This is a genomic window from Dyadobacter flavalbus, assembly GCF_006149045.1.
GTDB classification, from domain to species: Bacteria; Bacteroidota; Bacteroidia; order Cytophagales; family Spirosomataceae; genus Dyadobacter; species Dyadobacter flavalbus.
On sequence record NZ_VBSN01000066.1, the window covers coordinates 293,176 to 312,306 of the forward strand.

Annotated in this window: 13 protein-coding genes; 2 read left to right on the forward strand and 11 right to left on the reverse strand. The window is 42.0% G+C overall.

What is annotated here, in order from left to right; all coding sequences use genetic code 11:
- Positions 1-3: 3 nt before the first annotated feature.
- The 9 genes from FEM33_RS21755 to FEM33_RS21795 form a co-directional block, all read right to left on the reverse strand.
- On the reverse strand, positions 4-1,086 hold the full coding sequence (locus FEM33_RS21755; RefSeq protein WP_161597208.1) for a glycosyltransferase family 4 protein: 1,083 nt from the start codon (positions 1,084-1,086) through the stop codon (positions 4-6).
- Positions 1,087-1,266: 180 nt separating this feature from the next.
- Entirely contained in the window at positions 1,267-2,016 is a 750-nt protein-coding gene (locus tag FEM33_RS21760) for an acyltransferase (RefSeq protein ID WP_139014082.1), read from the reverse strand.
- The gene (locus FEM33_RS21765) at positions 2,007-3,491 is read right to left on the reverse strand and encodes an MATE family efflux transporter (protein ID WP_201747822.1); all 1,485 of its coding nucleotides are present in this window, start codon (positions 3,489-3,491) and stop codon (positions 2,007-2,009) included. The genes FEM33_RS21760 and FEM33_RS21765 overlap by 10 nt, the downstream gene beginning before the upstream one ends.
- A gap of 92 nt (positions 3,492-3,583) precedes the next feature.
- Positions 3,584-4,729 carry a GDP-mannose 4,6-dehydratase gene (gene gmd / locus FEM33_RS21770; protein ID WP_139014084.1) on the reverse strand — a complete coding sequence of 382 codons (1,146 nt, stop codon included), beginning with the start codon at positions 4,727-4,729 and terminating at the stop codon, positions 3,584-3,586.
- 48 nt (positions 4,730-4,777) lie between these two features.
- Complete coding sequence (locus FEM33_RS21775; protein WP_139014085.1) at positions 4,778-7,156, reverse strand: GumC family protein; 2,379 nt, start codon at positions 7,154-7,156, stop codon at positions 4,778-4,780.
- An 815-nt stretch (positions 7,157-7,971) separates the two neighbouring features.
- The gene (locus FEM33_RS21780) at positions 7,972-9,891 is read right to left on the reverse strand and encodes a hypothetical protein (RefSeq protein WP_139014086.1); all 1,920 of its coding nucleotides are present in this window, start codon (positions 9,889-9,891) and stop codon (positions 7,972-7,974) included.
- Positions 9,892-10,146: 255 nt separating this feature from the next.
- On the reverse strand, positions 10,147-10,980 hold the full coding sequence (locus FEM33_RS21785) for a hypothetical protein (RefSeq protein ID WP_139014087.1): 834 nt from the start codon (positions 10,978-10,980) through the stop codon (positions 10,147-10,149).
- 335 nt (positions 10,981-11,315) lie between these two features.
- Positions 11,316-13,217 carry an acyltransferase family protein gene (locus FEM33_RS21790; RefSeq protein WP_139014088.1) on the reverse strand — a complete coding sequence of 634 codons (1,902 nt, stop codon included), beginning with the start codon at positions 13,215-13,217 and terminating at the stop codon, positions 11,316-11,318.
- 742 nt (positions 13,218-13,959) lie between these two features.
- Positions 13,960-14,850 (reverse strand): dienelactone hydrolase family protein, encoded by an 891-nt coding sequence (locus FEM33_RS21795; protein WP_139014089.1) that lies wholly within the window; start codon positions 14,848-14,850, stop codon positions 13,960-13,962.
- Positions 14,851-15,062: 212 nt separating this feature from the next.
- Here FEM33_RS21795 and FEM33_RS21800 point away from each other — a divergent pair, with 212 nt between their 5' ends.
- Positions 15,063-16,961: a cytochrome c oxidase subunit I gene (locus tag FEM33_RS21800; RefSeq protein ID WP_139014090.1), complete on the forward strand. Its 1,899-nt coding sequence runs from the start codon at positions 15,063-15,065 to the stop codon at positions 16,959-16,961.
- A 16-nt stretch (positions 16,962-16,977) separates the two neighbouring features.
- Positions 16,978-17,511: a YciE/YciF ferroxidase family protein gene (locus tag FEM33_RS21805; RefSeq protein WP_139014091.1), complete on the forward strand. Its 534-nt coding sequence runs from the start codon at positions 16,978-16,980 to the stop codon at positions 17,509-17,511.
- A 228-nt stretch (positions 17,512-17,739) separates the two neighbouring features.
- Here the strand turns inward: FEM33_RS21805 and FEM33_RS21810 are convergent, their stop codons facing one another.
- Together FEM33_RS21810 and FEM33_RS26470 are read right to left on the reverse strand one after the other, a co-directional pair.
- The gene (locus FEM33_RS21810; RefSeq protein ID WP_139014092.1) at positions 17,740-18,585 is read right to left on the reverse strand and encodes a glycerophosphodiester phosphodiesterase; all 846 of its coding nucleotides are present in this window, start codon (positions 18,583-18,585) and stop codon (positions 17,740-17,742) included.
- A 115-nt stretch (positions 18,586-18,700) separates the two neighbouring features.
- The coding region (locus FEM33_RS26470; protein WP_161597209.1) for a T9SS type A sorting domain-containing protein at positions 18,701-19,131 on the reverse strand (431 nt) is incomplete at its 5' end.

Sequence of the window (19,131 nt, forward strand, 5' to 3'; positions counted from 1 at the left end):
AGATCAGGAAAATGCTTTTTTCCAGTTATTTTTAAAATCCTGATAATTGATCTTTAATTCATTTATTGAATTCAGCGCATTGCTGCTTTGAATTTTTACAGCATCCGGATTTTCGATGTAATATTCAATTGCCTCCACCAAACCTTCCTTTGTTGACTCCTGGCAGATAAATCCGTTTTGTTTATGCTTAATCAGCTCTGGCATACCACCGGAATTAAAAATAATAGAAGGTGTCGCGCAGGATTTTGCTTCCACGATTACATTGCCCAACGGTTCCTCTTTTAAAGAAGGAGTAATTATTACATCTGTTTTTGTAAAAAAGTCTTCGGTATTGCCGATTGGTCCGAGAAAAAGTATCCTTTCTTTAAACTTGGAATTATTTACTTTCTGCACCAACTCATTGCTGTATCTTTTATCATATTCCAGACTGCCGGCTATAATGAAATTTACATTCTGATATTTATTGCAGATCACTAATGCTGCATCAATTATCAGGTGAACACCTTTACCATAAATCAATTGTCCGAGGTATGAAAAAGTAATTGCATTCTTTTTGTAATTGATCTTGGATGTTACTTCCTGATCATTCCTTACCGGAGGGTAATTGTAAATGACCATGTCATTTTCATGGTATGATCTGCCGGCTTCTGAAACTTTGTTTCTTATAAATCCGGAAATACAAACAAACCTATAAGTTCTAAGCGTAATGTATTTTTTCCACAAATATTTGAAAGGCTTCCAGCCTACAAGCGGGGCATCACCTATCCTGTATATTATTTTTGTTGGTATACATATAAACGATGGAATTAGATTCAAATACATGAAATCACTGGCGATATAAATGTAATCGGGCCTGTATCTGAAATATTTAAGTATAAAGTGAATATTGTGCAGAATGACTTTGCTGATGTAGGTTATTACCTTTGGCAAAGTATGAGGCTTCCGGATGTCGCTCCAACTTGGATAAGTAATTTCTTCATGTCGGATGGAACATTTATCCAGAATATGCAATGCTTCCGGTGCTATCCCGCTTTTATTTGTTAAAACCAGAATATCAAAATCCAGTTCCTTCAGAGTTTTAAACACCTGAATGTTTGATCTTTCGTGACCATAGTAAAGTGCGTTTCCATATAGACATAATACTTTGGTTTTCACTGTAATGCTTTTTTAATTATAATTTTAGGTGTAATTGCAGCAGCTTGATATATCTAGGGCCTGACTGATTATTTCTTTTTTTAAATTCTGTCACATGAAAATAAATTAATATTATTTATCCAGTACCCTGTAACTGATATCTTGTATAACCGTTTTATTATCTTCAATTATTCCTTTGGATAGCATGGTTCGGTAACCTACAACAACAGAGTTTTTTATGGTTACACCTTTTAGAATAACTGCTTCACGACCGATCCAGCAATCATTGCCTATGTAAATTTTGGCAGTTTTCGGTTTTTCAATTTCATGCCCGAATTTCGGATAATAATTTACAGTTAATTTGCGCCGTTCCTCGTCCGGATAAATGTTATGTGTATTGGTATCCCAAATAACACAGTTGTAAGAGATCATGCAGAAATCACCAATATGGATCTGATCATCAGACCTGATTTCTGTTCCTTCATTAATATTGGTGTATTTACCAATCTTTACTTTGCCTCCATACCTGATCCAGATTTTGCACCTTAAACGTGTATTGTTATCTATTTCAAGTAATCCGCCGTTATAGATTAGGATGGTGGCTTTGCCTGGCGAATCTCCGTTTTCAATAATGCAATCAGGTTCAACTGTTAATTTTCCTTCGACGTATAAAACTGCTTTATTGATTTTTGTATTTTTTTTAATTTCCAGCGTACTGCCGGAGCATACAGTAATTTTGGAATTTACAATCTTGACATTCCTTTCAATATAGCAAGACGATCCTGGTTTTACGATAACAATGGATCCGGAAAACAGATATTTATATTGCAGCTGATAAATGATTATGTTTATATATCCGGTTAATTTTCTGATCAAATCCATTTAAGATGCAGCCGCTTGAACGTGTTTGCTATTAAGTTATCTACAATTTGTTTTTCATCTTTACATAATCCCCAGCCGTAAATACTGATAAAGAATATCATAATGGAAAATGGAATGTTATAAAACAGCCGGTAAGGGCTGGAAGATATGCTTACTATAAAATATAAGGAAGATATAATGGCCAGGGTTGGGGGTATTATTCCTGTATAAACATTTTTTATATATGCTTTTATATCCAGGCCGCCGGTTATTTCAAGCAGTTTCAGCCTTGCTATTCCTGCAATACCTTCAAACACGGTATAGCCTATAATTACATAAATAGGAGGTAAGCCATATTTTAATAGGATATATCCTACCGGGACAATCAATAATTTAATTGTTCCGGCTACAATCATGTAATATTTTATTTTGCCAATTGCCTGTATAGCGGAATCCAGACCGACGGTAAGCTGATTTACCATGATTGCCACCAGTATCAATGAACAGAATGAAGCAGTATAAGGAGGGACAGATTTAAGCCAGAAATTCAAAATGTTATCCATTTCAAATATGCACGGAATGGCTACAAATGCCAGCAAAAAGTACCCGAACTTACTCGCCATCATGGCGAGCCGAAGCATTTGTAATCGATTGCCTTGCCCTTCGGTTTTCATAATTCTCGGATTGATTGCCTTTAACATGGTTGCCGAAAAGAAATTCATCTGGCTGGATACCTGATTGGCTATTCCGTATGCTGCATTTATTGACGTTCCAAAAAATACGTTCAATAAAATAGCTACTCCCTGTGTCTTTCCTATGCCGGTTAGTGCTCCGAACAAGTTCCATCCTGCAAAGGATGTCAGATTTTTAATTCTACCTAAATGGGTATGCTTTTTAAGCCGCAGGGTGCATTCTTCATAATGAATATTGCAGTAAACCACATAAATCATGAGGCTGATAAAACTGATACATGCCATGGATAATCCGTATGCGATTAAACGGTCTCCACTATATCCGTTTATGCCGATTGCAATGATCAGCTTTAAAACAACTTCAATAATATTTACTATGGATAGCCCCAGCATATTTTCATTTGAGTTGAGTGATGCTGTGAACGGTACCGAAACAATTGTAAAGAATACAGACATTGACATGAAATGATAAACCGTTCTGGCAGTCGGTAATCTTTCAGATGGTATGTTCAGAAATCCATCAAACAGATACAATCCGGATAATTCAATTCCTGTAACAAGGATAAATCCTATACAGATATGCAGCAGCAGACTTGTTGAAAATATAGATTTCAATACATTCTTATCCGCATTGCCCTGGTGAAATGATAAGTACCTTTGTGTGGAAGTGGACATAGCTGCATTCAGGAATGACAACATGGCAATCACACCGGCTATCAGATTATAAATACCGTAATCCGTAGCTCCCAAGGCATTTAATACCTCACGAGTTGTATAAAATGTAATACCGATGGTAATTAACATTCTGGAATATAGAATCCCAGTATTCAATACAACTTTTTGTGCTGACTTCATCACTTTAATCCCAGTATCCAGATACCTGAATCAGGTTTGGTTTATTCAAAATAATTCAAAACTCCGAATCCTTCTTTTAGCAGTAATTTGTCTTTCTGGAATAAACGCAGATCGGAAGTTGCCATGTCTTCTATAAGCGTTTCCAGCGTATATTTTGGTTTCCAGCCTAGTTTTTCCTTGGATTTTGTCGGATCGCCGATCAGCAATTCCACCTCCGTCGGGCGGTAATATTTCGGATCTATTTTTAAAACTGCTTTTCCAATTTCAAGATATTCTCCGGCTTTGATCCCGAGTTCTGAAAGACGGGATTGGTCCAGTTCAGCAATTATGCCTTCTTCGTTTTCCTTCTCTCCCGTAAATTCCAGTTTGACACCCAGAAAGGCAAAAGTTTTTCTGATAAACTCGCGGACTCTTACCGTTATTCCGGTAGCGATTACAAAATCTTCCGGTTTTTCCTGCTGGAGAATCAGGTACATGGCTTCAACATAATCCTTGGCGTGTCCCCAGTCCCGCTGCGCATCAATGTTTCCCATGTACAGGCAATCCTGTAATCCGAGTACAATTTTGGCTGCGGCCCTTGTAATTTTGCGCGTTACAAAAGTTTCTCCGCGTAACGGGGATTCATGATTAAACAATATTCCGTTTGAAGCAAACATACCGTAAGCTTCGCGGTAATTCACTGTAATCCAGTAGGCATATAACTTTGCAACTGCATAAGGCGAACGCGGGTAAAAAGGTGTTGTTTCCGATTGCGGAACAGCTTGTACCAAACCATACAGTTCCGAAGTAGAAGCCTGATAAACTTTTGTTTTCTGAGTAAGGCCCAGAAGCCTAACCGCCTCCAATATACGTAAGGTTCCTATTCCATCCGCATTGGCCGTATATTCCGGCATTTCAAAGCTGACCTGAACATGACTCATGGCAGCCAGATTGTAAATTTCATCCGGTTGTACCTGCTGAATAATGTAGGTCAGATTCATGGAATCAGTAAGATCACCATAATGTAAAATGAATTTCGGATCATTTACATGCGGGTCTTCATACAAGTGATCAATCCGCTCTGTGTTGAACAAAGAACTTCTGCGCTTGATACCGTGGACGATGTAGCCTTTACTCAACAAAAGTTCACTCAAGTAGGCGCCATCCTGTCCGGTAACACCTGTGATCAAAGCTACTTTACTGGTCATTTATATTTGATATTTAAAATTACTGGTCTGTTTATATATCCGCACTGACTAGCTCTTGCTTACCATTTTTCTAAGCCTAGAGCTTAAATTTTCACTTTTTGCTTTTGTGTCTTCGGTGTAATAACCATAACCGTATCCGCCGTATCCATATCCGTAGCCATACCCTGATCCATAATTTACACCATTGTAAATGACTGTGAGATTATTGAAGCGCTTCGATTTCCGCAGTTCCCTTATCTTGTTGATATGGCTCAGCAAAGTATAGTTGTACCTTACAAGGTATATGGTTGCATCCACGTATTCACCGATTATGGCTGCGTCTGTAACCAGTCCGTAAGGCGGAGAGTCAATCAGGACATAATCGTATTCCAGCCTTAGTTCGGCAAGAAGTTGTGCAAGGCGTCCGTTTCCGAGCAGTTCAGACGGGTTCGGAGGCAAAGGACCGCTGGTAATCACATCGTAATTCGGATGAATGGCTGTTGACTGTATCAGATCATGCAAGTCCACTTGTCCGATCATGTAGTTGGAAACACCTTTTTTATTGCTGACCTGAAGTCGGTCATGCAGGGTAGGCTTCCGCAAATCCATTCCAATCAGAATAACCTTTTTGCCGTAATAGGCAAGGCTTGCCGCAAGGTTTATACTGATAAAGCTTTTACCTTCGCCACCCACAGAGGAAGTGAACATAATGGTACGACAGTTGCCATCACCCAGGTATTTGAGATTGGTTCGCAATGCCCTGAACTGTTCTGCAACGGCATTGCGGCTGGTGACTTTGATAATGGCATCCGTCACAGGCATTCCTGCGCTGGTTTTCATCTGGCCGATTTCACCAATAACGGATAACCCGGTTTGCTGCTCGATTTCTTCACGGCTTTGAACCGTATCGTTAAGCATGAATATAAGGTTGATCAGCAGGATCGGTATAATCAAGCCGGCCAAGCCAGCACCCAGCCAGATTGTAGTGGTTTTGGGAGCAATCGGTTTAAATGATGAAACCGGAGGGTTAATAAGACGGCTGTCCGTTACAGTAGAAGCATAGCCCAGCGCTGTTTCCTCTCTTTTCTGAAGTAGATACAGGTACAGGTTTTCCTTGATAGTCTGCTGTCTTTTGATGCCTACAAATTCTCTTTCTTTCTGTGGAATGCTGCGTAAACCGGCCGAAAAGCGTGTGTTGATACCTTCCAGGTTCCGGCGGGTAACATCCATTCCCCGGCGGAGATTCTGTACGTTTTCTTTGATTGCCTGCCGTGTTTGCGCAAGTTGCGTGTTGAATGTTTCAAGCAGAGGGTTATTGGATTGTGTAGTCCGTGCAAACCGTTCTCTCTGAAGATCCAGTTCATTGAATTTTGTCAGCAAAGAAACCAGTACGGGGTCATTGATCATGTAGGTTGCAGGAGCGGGGGCAAATGCTCCTTTACCGGCTGTTTCTATATAGTTTTCAACAGTTTCGAGAATGTTTATCTGCGTATTGACCTCATTCAGCTTGGCATCATTCTCCTTGATATTTTCAAGAAAAATCTGTGATTCCGCACTGATGTCTGTCAGACCTTTGGAGGTTTTGTAAGATTCCACGTCCTTTTCCACATCAACAAGCTCGCCGGTAATCAGTCCAAGACGTGTTTCTATAAATTTAAGGGTATTACTGGCTTCAGTGTTTTTATCCGTCAAGGAAGCCTGCACATAAGCGTCCAGTAGTGAATTGAGAACATCTTTGCCGCGCTGCTTCGAAACATCTTCATAGGTAAGTTCCAGAACGGTGCTTTTTTCGTTTTGCTGCAGAACAGTCAAATGCGAAACCATGTCTTCAACCAGATGTGCCGGATCATGGAAGTTTACCAGAATTTCATCATAATTCGATTTTTCACCCTTTGTAATAACAAACTCGCCCCATTTGTTGCGAACACGCTGATTAAAAGTAAATGTCTGTACTTCATCATTGAAAGTAAAGTGATCACTGTCTTTCATATGAACAACAAGCGGCTCGCTGAATCCTTCTTCGGTAATGACGTCCGGCTTGATGATAACCGGGCTTTGCTTGTATAAATTAACGGTTTTCAGGCCATCTTCAGCAGTATAGGAAACATCCAGCTTAAGGTCTTTGATTACCTGCTCCATCAACGGCAGGGATTTAATGATCTCCGTTTCATTCTCGACCAGCTTGTTGCCTCCGAATTGAGTCAGCTCTTCAAGGATTTCTGTCTGGCTTTGTCCCATTCCCTTCTGCTCATCTTTTATAAGAATGGTAGTTCTGGTTAGATAAACAGGTTGTGTAACCTGAAGATAGTAAAAAGCAGCTGTAAGTGTTGCTATCAGAAAAAACGGGAATAAATACCAGTAAGGCAGGTACTTGCGTATATATTGAATGAGGCTAAATTCTTCTTCTTTTTCCTCAGAATACCGCTGGTTGGATTTGTTGTCGTTCATATAAGTATGACAAAATTTAACTTGTTCAGTTTGAGTGTGTTATCAAAGCATGTAATGTAAAATGCATGTATCTTCCGTGAAGATGGCAACGCCTTGAACTGGTTCTGGAACATCAATTTCTAATTTCAAGATAATCTTGTAGCATTCGGGCTGAACATCTGCTTCTGATGTCCTTTATCCCGATCAATCAGGCTTTATCATATTTCCACCGCTGTGGAATTGTGTTTAAAGCAGAGTCTCGAAAGTTTTATAGAAGATGTGCTCTTGGAAAAGTTAAATCGTTCTATGCTGTCGAAGCAGGAGGCGGTTGAACATGCTGTTGTGTATAGCGTATTGTCTAAGTGCAACAATAGCAGTAAAGTAGATGCTTTTTTCATGGAACGTCATGATAAAGGGACGATATGTAAGTTAATATTATAAGGTAGTTACAGTCATTCAATACAAATTTAGAGAAATACTTCTATAATTCAAGTAAAATAAAATTAATTTTATGAAGTAAAATGATTAATTTGATAATAGAAATATTAAATATACTTTCTTGATATAGCGCTAGTTATATTGTATCGGAAGATAAAATATTTCATATAAACAAAGGCATTCTGCGCGAAGTGCCAAAGCGTATATATTAGGAATTTACTAATTCCGGAATGGTCAAGAACCTGTGTAATGCTTTCTGTGCAGTAAGTAAATTGCCTGATTTTTACAGGCAAGATTTTTCTTTCGAAAGCTTCTGATCAAGTATGTAATATTCTTACTACAAAATAGAAGTATTCAAATTTTCCCTGGATAAAGACAGGAAACTGTGGTTTTCAATTTTATCTGATACGTGAAGCGGTGTTGGCCCTGGTTATGGAAGGAAACCGGTTGTTCCAGTCCACCCTGATCTCTGAAGTATTGTTTTGTATGGTCAGTACACGGTTGTTCATGTGAACTTCCGGGCTTTCGATCATGGGCCAATCTTTATAGGAAATTTCTGCTTTTTCATTTACCCACACAGCCGGAACAGAATTGGCCAATCCATCCGCGTCGATTGGCAGTCCCGCGTTATACTGCATTCGGATCTTGTTTCCTTTGGGATTCAGATAGGTTAATTCCATTGATTTCCAGTTAACCGAAACGCTGCTCCTAAGCAATTTTGCCTCAAACTGCCTGAAACCGGCATACTCGTTTTCGGTACCCACTTCGAAAATGAACCCCGTTTTTGCAAAATCACTTTTGACTACGATAAAACCTTCCGCACCATTGTTTTTATCTTGAATGTAATAGTTTTGAAGGGGTTTGATCCCGATGTACGTTTTTCCTTCGCGCAGGAATATCCAGCCATTTTTCTCAACGATTTCATCCATTGAAGCGGGGTAACGAAGCATTCCTCTTTTAATCAACTCCCTGGCATGCTCATCCCGCCATGCCCACTTTGCAGGGTTTGGCTTACCCGGCCAGGGGTCCTGCTGAGGAATATCAAACAGAATAATGGCCGTACTTTCGTAATGTGCAGTCTGCATAAATGGTGAAATGCAGCCCCGGTACCAGGTATCCGGCGTACGGTTTTTATTATCGTCAGCATACCAGTATGGATGAAAGCAGTTGATATAATTAAAGCGGTCCTGACTTTCCCAGATTATATGGAAAGCATTTGTGTCGTGATCAGCATAATCGCCGCCAGGAACCCAGCGGAAATTACCGGTACCTATCGCAAACTGCTTGTCCCGGTACACATTCCGCATCATCATATGAGGAATGCCGCTGCCAAATTTGCCGAACGTGGAAGCAGAAGACCTTAATGAAGCCGGAGTTGTTCTTTTATTAGCCAGCGCATTGAATAATGGTTCCGGAGTTACTTCTGAGAGCGCTGAATAAATGGTGTAACTGGCCTCAGGATAATTTTTAAAATCTTTTATACGGACTGATCCGGTGTGTTCGCCCCAGCCCCAATACAACCAGTGCTGATATAACGTTCCTGTCACATTCTGGTCGGCAGGCTGATAATCCTCCTGCCTGGTCATACGCGCATATGGAGCAATGATGCGGCCTTCAAAGTTGTTAAGCGATTGTATTGACCATTTATAAAGCAAAAAAGCCTCGGCAATTTCTTTTACTTCCCGATCTTCTGCAAATTCGTATAATATCGCAACCGGAAAATTAACGACAATTTCATAAGTCGTTGAAAGATACTCGGCATAGCCTTTTTCATATACATTTTGGAAAGTTTTGCGAAGTCTTTCTTTCATTTCAGCCATAAGTTCAGTACTGCTCATGCCATTGGCCCATTTGGCATCCGGAAAGTACTGCCCGAAGAGATAGGCGCTTGCCCACATCATGGTCGCCTGGTTTTCAGTTCCGTGACTTAAAAATCCTTCTCCGTTCTTGTTATTGTTTTTTGCAAGCCTTTCAAGATCCGCTTTGATAACTGCAATTTGTCCGGGTGTGAAGCTGTTCCGGTATTTGCCAAGTGCAAGGGCTACGCCTGGAAAGTCAAACATGGTTTGGCCTTTGCGATGCAGGATACTGGTGATGTAAGCCGTTGCCGTTGTGTCATCCGGATTGTTCCAGAGCCGCGCGCATGCTTTTGGCAGGCCGTATTTTCCGGATCCTCTTAGTTCCACATCCTTCATTCCTTTCAGAAGCCATTGCTTGCGGCCGTCAAATGTGTCCATATCCTGTGCAATGAGTACAGCAGGGAAGATGATGGCGCTGACTACAAGTAAAAATGATTTTTTTAGGAATATTTGCATCATGAGTTTAATAAGCTTTTGTCAGAATAGAACGATTGCAGCTTCAAAAATCAATATACAATCTAAATGAATAAATTCTAGCTGTATGCCAAATTCATTTTAATACTATGGATGAATGTAATTTTAATATGCTTCATTTAAAGCTGAATAAAAGCTGATGTATATAACAAAAAACTGCCTCCGAACAGAAGACAGTTTGGGCTGGCTGAAAGTCCAGCCTGCTTAAAATAAAGGCAATTTTGAATTTATAAAATAAGCTTATTTTTTGTAGTGAAAAACCTCGCCATAAACTACTGTTCCATCTTCCAGTTTTACATATCCTCTGATGTATATTTCAGTAAATGCAAATGGAATAAACAATTCATAATAGCCATAAGCGATGTTATTCTTATAAGCTCTTGCCGGATGAATACCATTGAAGGGTGTGTTGGCATATACAGGATTATTAATAATGGCTCCGTTCGGGGTTGCCCTGAAGCTGTCTACAAACCCGATTTCAACGGCTTTTACACTTCCTTCCTGATTAACAGATCCGTGAAAAATATAGTTTTTATTCTGGTCAGTGGAAAGACCCGCAGCACCTATTTTCCAGGCTTTCTGGTATTTTACAGCACCGTACTGAATACTTCCATTCTTCAGTTTAATGTATGACCTGTAATAAACTTCGTTGTATTCAAAAGGGATCTTGAGTTTGAACTTTCCCGCGCCTATGGTGCTGTTGCCCGAAAGTACCGGATAAACGGAACTGAAAGGTGTAAATTCGTATATCGGATCTTTAAGAATTGCAGTATTCGGTAAAACATTATGGCTTGTTATAAAGCCTGCTTCCGCAATTTGGGAACTGCCATACTGGGTTATCTCTCCGATAAACTCCGGCTCGTGATTGTTATTTGCTCCGATACCGATTGTACTGATGTTCCATTTCATGTTTCCCGCATTGCTTGGCAGTAAATTAAGCCGCGCATCTGTAGTAGTGCTGTTTTCTTCTTTTGGAACAAGCAACTCTTCCTGCGAGCAGCTGCTGACCATCAGCAACAGCGAAACACTAAGTGCTTTGAACGGTAACTGTAAAGTTTTTAATTCAATTTTCATGGTTGTGTGATTAAAAGGATGATGTTTGGATAAATACTCCGTTGCATTTACCGCAGGCAAATATCAGTCAATTCTTGAAAGTCTATAAACAGAGTTACCGATCGGCTGTCATGCTGTATCAGACGGTTGTTCCTGCCTGAAACTGTTTTTTGTTACGGGTTAAATGACGCTTGCAGGGCGAATGGCTATGATCGTAAAAAAAGTAAAATGCAGGCGGTGAAATGTAACGGGAAGCAGTTGCGGAGGATGCACAGGATTATGCATACATGTAAAAAGCCGTTCATGTATGGGCATGAACGGCTTTTCGAAAAATGAATTCAACTGAAATCAAGATATTAACTTCTAGTTTTTCTTCTTGATTTTCTGATACCGAAAAATTCCTTGGCAATCGGGTCCGACAGGATTTTATCAACAATCAGATCAGCGCCGTATTTTGTCAAATGGTGGCTGTCGGCCATGTAAGGCTCATCTTTGGAAGACAGCTTCGGAATGGATTTTACATTGATAACCCGGATATAGGAAGATTTCAAATCCCTGCTCAGGAAGTTGTCCAGTTCATATGCGTAGCTGTTCAGGTATCTGCGCATGGTCATTGAATTGTTTTCGTAATCTCTGGCTGCAATCGTAGCGTAAGGAACATTGTAGCGCTCCGTCTGGCCAATGATAATGGTGTTGATATTGTATTTTTTAAGATGCTGGGTCGCTTCTTTTATGCCGAACAGAATGCTTTCTTCATCCACGTTGTTTTTACCGGCCCAGCTTCCGCTTAAAACCACTCCGTCAATTTTATCCGCGTTTTTAGGAATAAAATCGAAGTAGATATAATGCATCAGTTTTCTCACCATGGCGTCGTCGCCTTCGTAATTCCGGATCGTAGGCAGGGTTCCGGAAGCAGTTGCCTGCAGAAAATGGACGTTGGTATTTGCAAAACGTTCTCTGAATGACTGTGACAACTGTCCTAAATGGCTGTCGCCGATCAGCAGGATATTCTTTTTGCCTTCTACAATACACAGACACTTTTCTTTGTCATAATCTTCCATTTTGCTGACATGACATATGTCTTTATTGAACTGCAGTTCCAGTTCTTTCTTGTGTGTTCTTGCATAACCTTCAATCTGCAGCGTTTTCTCTTTGTATAAAATGTCATTTGAATTGAAATAGCTCAAAGACGCAGTTCCCACGAAAATAAATGCCATGGTAGCCAGGATCATTCGGTTTGTGGCAAACTTGATGGATTCGACGTATGTGAATGAAAGGTATCCCAAAACAATCGAGATGACACTGAGCAAAAGGACGGACTGCAGGTTCGTCCCGATTCCGTAATACTGCGCCACCACATATACCGGCCAGTGCCAGAGATACAGCGAATATGATATTTTGCCGATAAACTGCACTACAGTATTCCTGATTGCGCCGAATTCATTGTAGTTTGCAATAATGATCAGAAATGTAGCCACCACGGGAAGGATGGTGTAAGCGCTCGGCCATGGCATCATGGTATCCAGCAGCAGAAAACAGGCCAGAATCGCAAGATAGCCGACAATGGCCAGAATCTTTTTCCACTTTACATCTTTGATCAGGTTTTCCGAAAAGAATGCAATCCCTCCAAACATCATTTCCCACGACCGGCTTGGAAGCAGATAAAAGGAAGCCGTCGGGCTGATGTTGGTGAACAGGATCGATGCGACGAGTATGAACAGGGTGGAAGCAACAAAAAACGCAACGAGAAAGCGCCTGTTTTTGATTATCCTGTTCAGCAGCAGCAGGATAGCCGGATACAAAAGGTAAAACTGCCATTCAACGGACAACGACCATGTATGCAAAAGAATATTGGTATCCGATGCAGGCGCAAAATAATCTGAACTTTTCCAGTACAATACATTGGACAAAAAGAGAATACTGGCAGCAGCGTTCTTCTGGTTCAGTTTGAAATCTTCCGGAAAGTAAAAGAAGAACCCGATGACCGTTAGTGCCAGAATCAGGAATATAAGCGCCGGTACAATCCTTTTCAGTCTTTTTTCAAAATAGTCTGCGAAGGAAAACTGGTTTTTATCAATAGCGTTAATAATGATTTTACTCATCAGATAACCCGAGATCACAAAGAAAACGTCAACACCGGCAAAGCCGCCGGAAAGAAAAACAATCTTGTAGTGGAAAAGGATAACACCCAGAATGGCAATTGCCCTGAGCGCATTGATATCGTATCTGAAATTTAATTTAACATGCTTATTTTCCATAACGTACTTCTGGTAACTTAATTTTTGTGGGTGTTGAGTTCTGTATTGACTTAAAATAGTATTCCGCTGTTTTCTGAATACTATACAGCGGCAGAATAGTATGGCATGGCCGGCAAACAAGTGTTAAAGGTAGTTTATGCATGCTTTTTGTACTTTGAATCATTGCCATATCTTATGCTGATGAATAATATAGGGCTGTTTAAATCAAAAAGTATCTAGCGTTGGAAGTAATCTGTATTTTGTTTTACAGACGTTTCTGTCCGAGAATGCATGTTTATGAAGTCTGTTCTGAATGTGTTATCTCATTCTGTTTAAAGTATAAACTGAATTATCAGATTCTAGCAGTTAAAATTTATAAACAAAACCAAAAATCTGTCAGAATGCATACTTGCTTCTTTTCGATTTTAAAATTTTAAAATACAAATGAGAAGAGGTATGCAAATATGGGAAGAATCTGGGAAAAGTACAAGTACGGGCGCTTCCTTTTACGCCACCGGAATCAATTCTCCGCTACAAGAATTCAGGAACATTCATTCAGCAGGCTCTAAACGGAGCAAACAAGTAAATCCGGTATGGAAAAATAGTTTTAACCGGCAATCTGCATTTTTGTAAAACTTATCCTATAAAAGAAAAAAGGCTTAACAAACCCGTGTTAAGCCTTTGATCCGCAGATGGCAGTAATTGTTCAGGATTGTTGGAGCTGCCATGCCGGCATCAGCGAAAGTTCAGATTTTACAGCCGGTCAGGATTTAAGTTTTTCTGTGAAAAAATCTACGGTTCGTTTCCAGGCAAGTTCGGCAGCCGCTTTGTCGTAGCGCGGCGTCGTGTCGTTATGAAAGCCATGGTTTGCCCCGGGATAAACATAGGCTTTGTATTCCTTGTTGTTCGCTTTCAAAGCGGTTTCATACGCGGGCCAGCCTTCATTCACACGTGTGTCCAGTTCTGCATAATGGATAAGCAGCGGCGCCTTTATCTTTGGAACGTCTTCGGCCGCAGGCTGTCCGCCGTAAAACGGAACCGAAGCCGACAATTCAGGAATACGGACGGCCATCATATTGGCAATCCATCCGCCGAAGCAGAATCCGACCACGCCGATCTTGCCGTTGCAGTCCTTGTTGCTTTTCAAATAATCGTAAGCCGCAATAAAATCTTCCAGCATTTCATTTCTGTCGCGCTTGCTCTGAAGTTCACGGCCTTTGTCGTCATTGCCCGGATAGCCGCCCAGCGGAGTAAGTGCATCCGGAGCAACGGATACAAATCCGGCCAGAGCAGCCCTTCTTGCAACATCTTCGATATGCGGGTTAAGTCCCCGGTTTTCATGCACAACAATGATCCCGCCCAGCTTCTGCGCCGCACCTTCGGGCTTTGATAACAATGCTTTGATGGTACCGCCGCCTTTTGCTGACTGATAATCAATATATTCTGTTTTCAGCCTCGGGTCATTGGCCTGGACCTGAACGGCACCCTGATAATCGGGCATCAGAAAACCCATAAGCGATGCTACGGTAATTCCTCCCACAGCGTATGCGGACAAGTTTTGCATAAAAAGCCGTCTGTCAATCCGGTTATGCGCATAGTCGTCGTAAAGATCAAATACTTCCTGCTTGATGTCTTCCTTTCTGATCTGGCTCATATTGTTTTTTAAAGGTTGATAACTGCTGTTACAGGTTTAAAAGTGCATGCGCTGCAATGCTTTGTAAGTATACTGTTTTGCGGCTGAAAATTCTTGTTTTTAAAGATAGGGATATTTCATTTTCAGCCGGATCTGGCATGGATTTTTATAGCAGCCGTTCCGAATTTTTCAGAGTCCTGTCCTGGTAAAAAAACCTTTAATAGCTCGTTATTATGTCAGCTGCACATAAAACAACCATTACTACAGATGCCGCCGAAACTGATCATCATCAGCCGCAAAGTTTCTGGTCCAAATATGTTTTTGCCCAGGATCACAAGATGATTGCCAAGCAATATCTGATCACGGGTATTCTGTGGTCAGTGATCGGGCTCACCATGTCTGTGATTTTTCGTATCCAGCTGGGAATGCAGGATGCCAAAATGCTCTGGTTAAAACCCATACTGGGTAACTGGATTACGGAAACCGGCAAGCTGGACCCTAACTTTTATCTGGCACTTGTCACCATGCACGGAACGATCATGGTATTTTTCGTGCTTACGGCGGGGCTGAGCGGCACGTTCAGCAACTTCCTGATTCCGCTGCAGATCGGGGCCAGGGATATGGCATCCGGTTTCATGAACATGCTTTCCTACTGGTTCTTTTTTACGGCAAGCATTGTGATGCTTTCTTCCCTTTTTATTTCCACGGGTCCTGCGGCAGGAGGCTGGACCGTTTACCCGCCTTTAAGTGCCCTGCCGCAGGCATTGCCGGGTTCCGGGCTGGGAATGACGCTCTGGCTTGCGAGTATGGCTCTTTTTATTGTTTCACAGTTGCTGGGCGGTATCAATTACATTACAACGGTAATCAATTTACGCACTAGAGGGATGAGTTTTGACAAACTGCCGCTGACCGTCTGGTCGTTTCTCATCACGGCAATTCTGGGCCTGATATCGTTTCCGGTGCTGTTCTCAGGCGTTCTGCTGCTCATCTTCGACCGCGCTTTCGGAACAAGCTTTTACCTTTCAGATATCTATATCAACGGCGAAACGCTGCACAATGTCGGAGGAAGCCCGATTCTGTTTCAGCACCTGTTCTGGTTTCTGGGCCATCCGGAAGTTTATATAGTCATTCTGCCGGCGCTGGGCATTACTTCCGAGATCATTTCCACCAATTCGCGTAAGCCTATTTTCGGCTATCGGGCCATGATTGCGTCCATGCTGGGCATTGCGTTTCTGTCCTTTATCGTGTGGGCGCACCATATGTTTGTTTCCGGCATGAACCCTTTTCTGGGATCCATATTCATGTTCCTGACGCTCATCATTGCGGTTCCTTCGGCAGTAAAGGCTTTCAACTACATCACAACCCTGTGGCGCGGCAACATTGTTTTTACGCCCGCCATGCTGTTTGCCATCGGTATGGTTTCGTTTTTCGTATCCGGCGGACTTACCGGTATTATTCTGGGTAACAGCACCCTTGACATCCAGCTGCATGATACTTATTTTGTAGTGGCGCATTTTCACCTTGTCATGGGCGCTGCTGCTTCCTTTGGCTTGTTTGCCGGCGTTTATCACTGGTTTCCCAAAATGTTCGGCCGCATGATGAACATTACTCTGGGACAAATCCATTTCTGGCTGACATTCCTGGGAATCTATATGGTGTTCATTCCTTTGCACTACATCGGAATTGCCGGCTTTCCGCGCAGGTATTACGCATTCACCAGTTATAATTTTACCAACAAGTTTCTGGATATGAATGCCTTCATTATGGTGGCAGCGGCATTTACCTTTATTGCACAGTTCATTTTCCTTTATAATTTTTTCAACAGTATTTTCAGGGGAAAGCGTGCTCCGCAAAATCCGTGGCGCTCCAATACACTGGAATGGACCACGCCTGTTCATCACGTGCATGGAAACTGGCCGGGAGAGTTGCCGGCAGTATACCGCTGGCCGTACGATTACAGCAAGCCGGAAGCCAGGCAAGACTTTATCCCGCAGAATGTTCCTTATTCACAAACACTTGAATCCAACCTTGTCCATGAAAATGAACTGATCAGTCAGGAGCATTTTATTGAGAAGCAAAATTTCAACGATCAGTTCAAGACAAGCGACCACGGATCGGAATCAGGCCATTAATTAATCCATAAGTATAATGGAAACCATAAACCTAACTGTACAAAGACCCAGGCTTACGTCAGGAGACAAGAAAAAACTGATGGAAATATTTCTGGATGCATTGAAGGAAATGCACTGGACTGAACAAACACATATAGAAATGCTTCCGAAGCTGGCCAAAGGTGCTGCTTCCTTGGAGCTGACGGCAACCTTTGATCTGCATACTGCCCAGAGTGAAGAGCATCTTGCCAAACTGGTTACCATCTTTCATTATCTGGATCTTCAGCCGGAGTCCGCAACATGCATGGCCATGAAGGAACTGATGAACAAGGCCGTAGCCATATTACATAATACCGATCCGCAAACATTGTCCCGGGATTTAAGCCTGATCATGGCAGCCCGGAATGTAGAAGTGTTTGAAGCGGCCGCATACCATGCGCTTTCCGGAATGGCCGCGGCAATAGGCTTGTATGAAGTCTCCGATATACTGCTTTCGATTTACAGGCAGGAAAACGAAACGGCCCAGATTCTGAGCAGACTTTCGGGCTGGCCCGTAAATACCGGAGGCTGATCGTGGAAAAATATCAACAACTAAACACCAACTTTATGCTTCTTTTACCCATAAGTATCGCTCTGCTTGTTGTCCTGATTGTAGTATACTTCTACTATAAAGGCAAAGCCAAAAATACCTAGTGTGCATGTGTTGTATTTGGGGTGGAACCGGATTGATTTTCCGGTTTCACCTTTTTTTATGATTATGAAGTCGTGAAAACTTCCTGTTGTCTGGATAAAGAAGTTGTTACTTTAAAAATTTTTCAAATTCGGAATCGATCTGGAAGTTTTCTACACCCAGATCCAGCATTCGCCTGCAATCGTTTGCGGCATCTTTCAACATGTCAGCGGATTGTCGGTAATGATATTTGTTAATCGCGGCAACTGCAGTAATCCTGTGATTGCTTGCCCATTCAATGTCTTCTCTGGATAAGTTTGCGGGCCTTTCGAATAGGAAATAATGTGCTGCATTGTAGCCCGGCTTCCGCATGTTTTCTTCCAGTTGCCGGCGGGAACAGCTCAGCTTTATTTTTCCGGTAAAGAATCCGGTGGACTCATCCGTCCCGATCATTAATGCCGTGTCAAGCAAATGGTATTGATCCAGTAAACCGAGCACTTGATTAAATAACATGGTGTCCAGTCCCGGGATCTTGTTATCCAGCATTACACCCATATGCTGTTCATGGCAGAACCGCAGCACATCTTCCAGGCGCAAAGGCGTACTTCCGTCCAGTCTGCTTTTCAGCTTTCTGATTTCCTGCCATTCCAGGTCCGCCACTTTTTTGTCCAGGCCGTAATACCTTTTCAGGTCAGCGTCATGATTTACGACAAGAACGCCGTCTTTGGTGACTCGCATATCGGTTTCAACCATTTTATAGCCGGCTGTTGCCGCTTCTCTCAATGCTGCCATGCCGTTTTCCGTATAAGAACTGTCCACAACGCCTCCGCGATGCGCAATCAGTACAGGTTGTTTCTGGGCATTGGCATAACAGGCAGCCAGTGCAAGGAACACCGTAAAACTGGCTTTCAGCGCCTTTTTACAAACCTTATCCATCATAAAATGCATGCGTATCGGGAGAAGTAAATGAGTCATCGGCCAAATATAGGGTACAAACGCAGTGATTTTATATTAAGGTTAAGTTAAAAATAAAGCCTTCCCGTGGCATTGACGGGAAGGCTCTGACTGCGTTTTGCAATTTGCAGGCAAATCAGTCGGTAATCAGTAACTTGATTGTTTCCATTGCTGCATCGGACTGTATTTCAAGAATGTAGATGCCGGATTCTACCGGCTGGCCGGAAACATCTATATCCACTTTGGAAGCAGGCTGAAGGTCCGGTTTGTTGATCTCGTATGCATGACCTGAAATACTGACCATTTTAAGGTTGATTTTTCCGGAATGCTGTTCTGAAAGTTTAATCGTGAACCGTTTCGGGGCCGGGTTGGGATAAACTTCGGACTGTATAAAATCAGCATTTGCATCAGCAATGACTTCTTCCGCTCCGGTCCTTGCAGCTGTTTGCGGCACGACTTCGATGGCATTGATCAAAGGCTGGTTTACCGATCCGCTTGTGAAATTAATATTCATCATGCCGTCGGTTACCGATACGGGGAAGGTTTCCTTCACTGCCCTGACAGCGC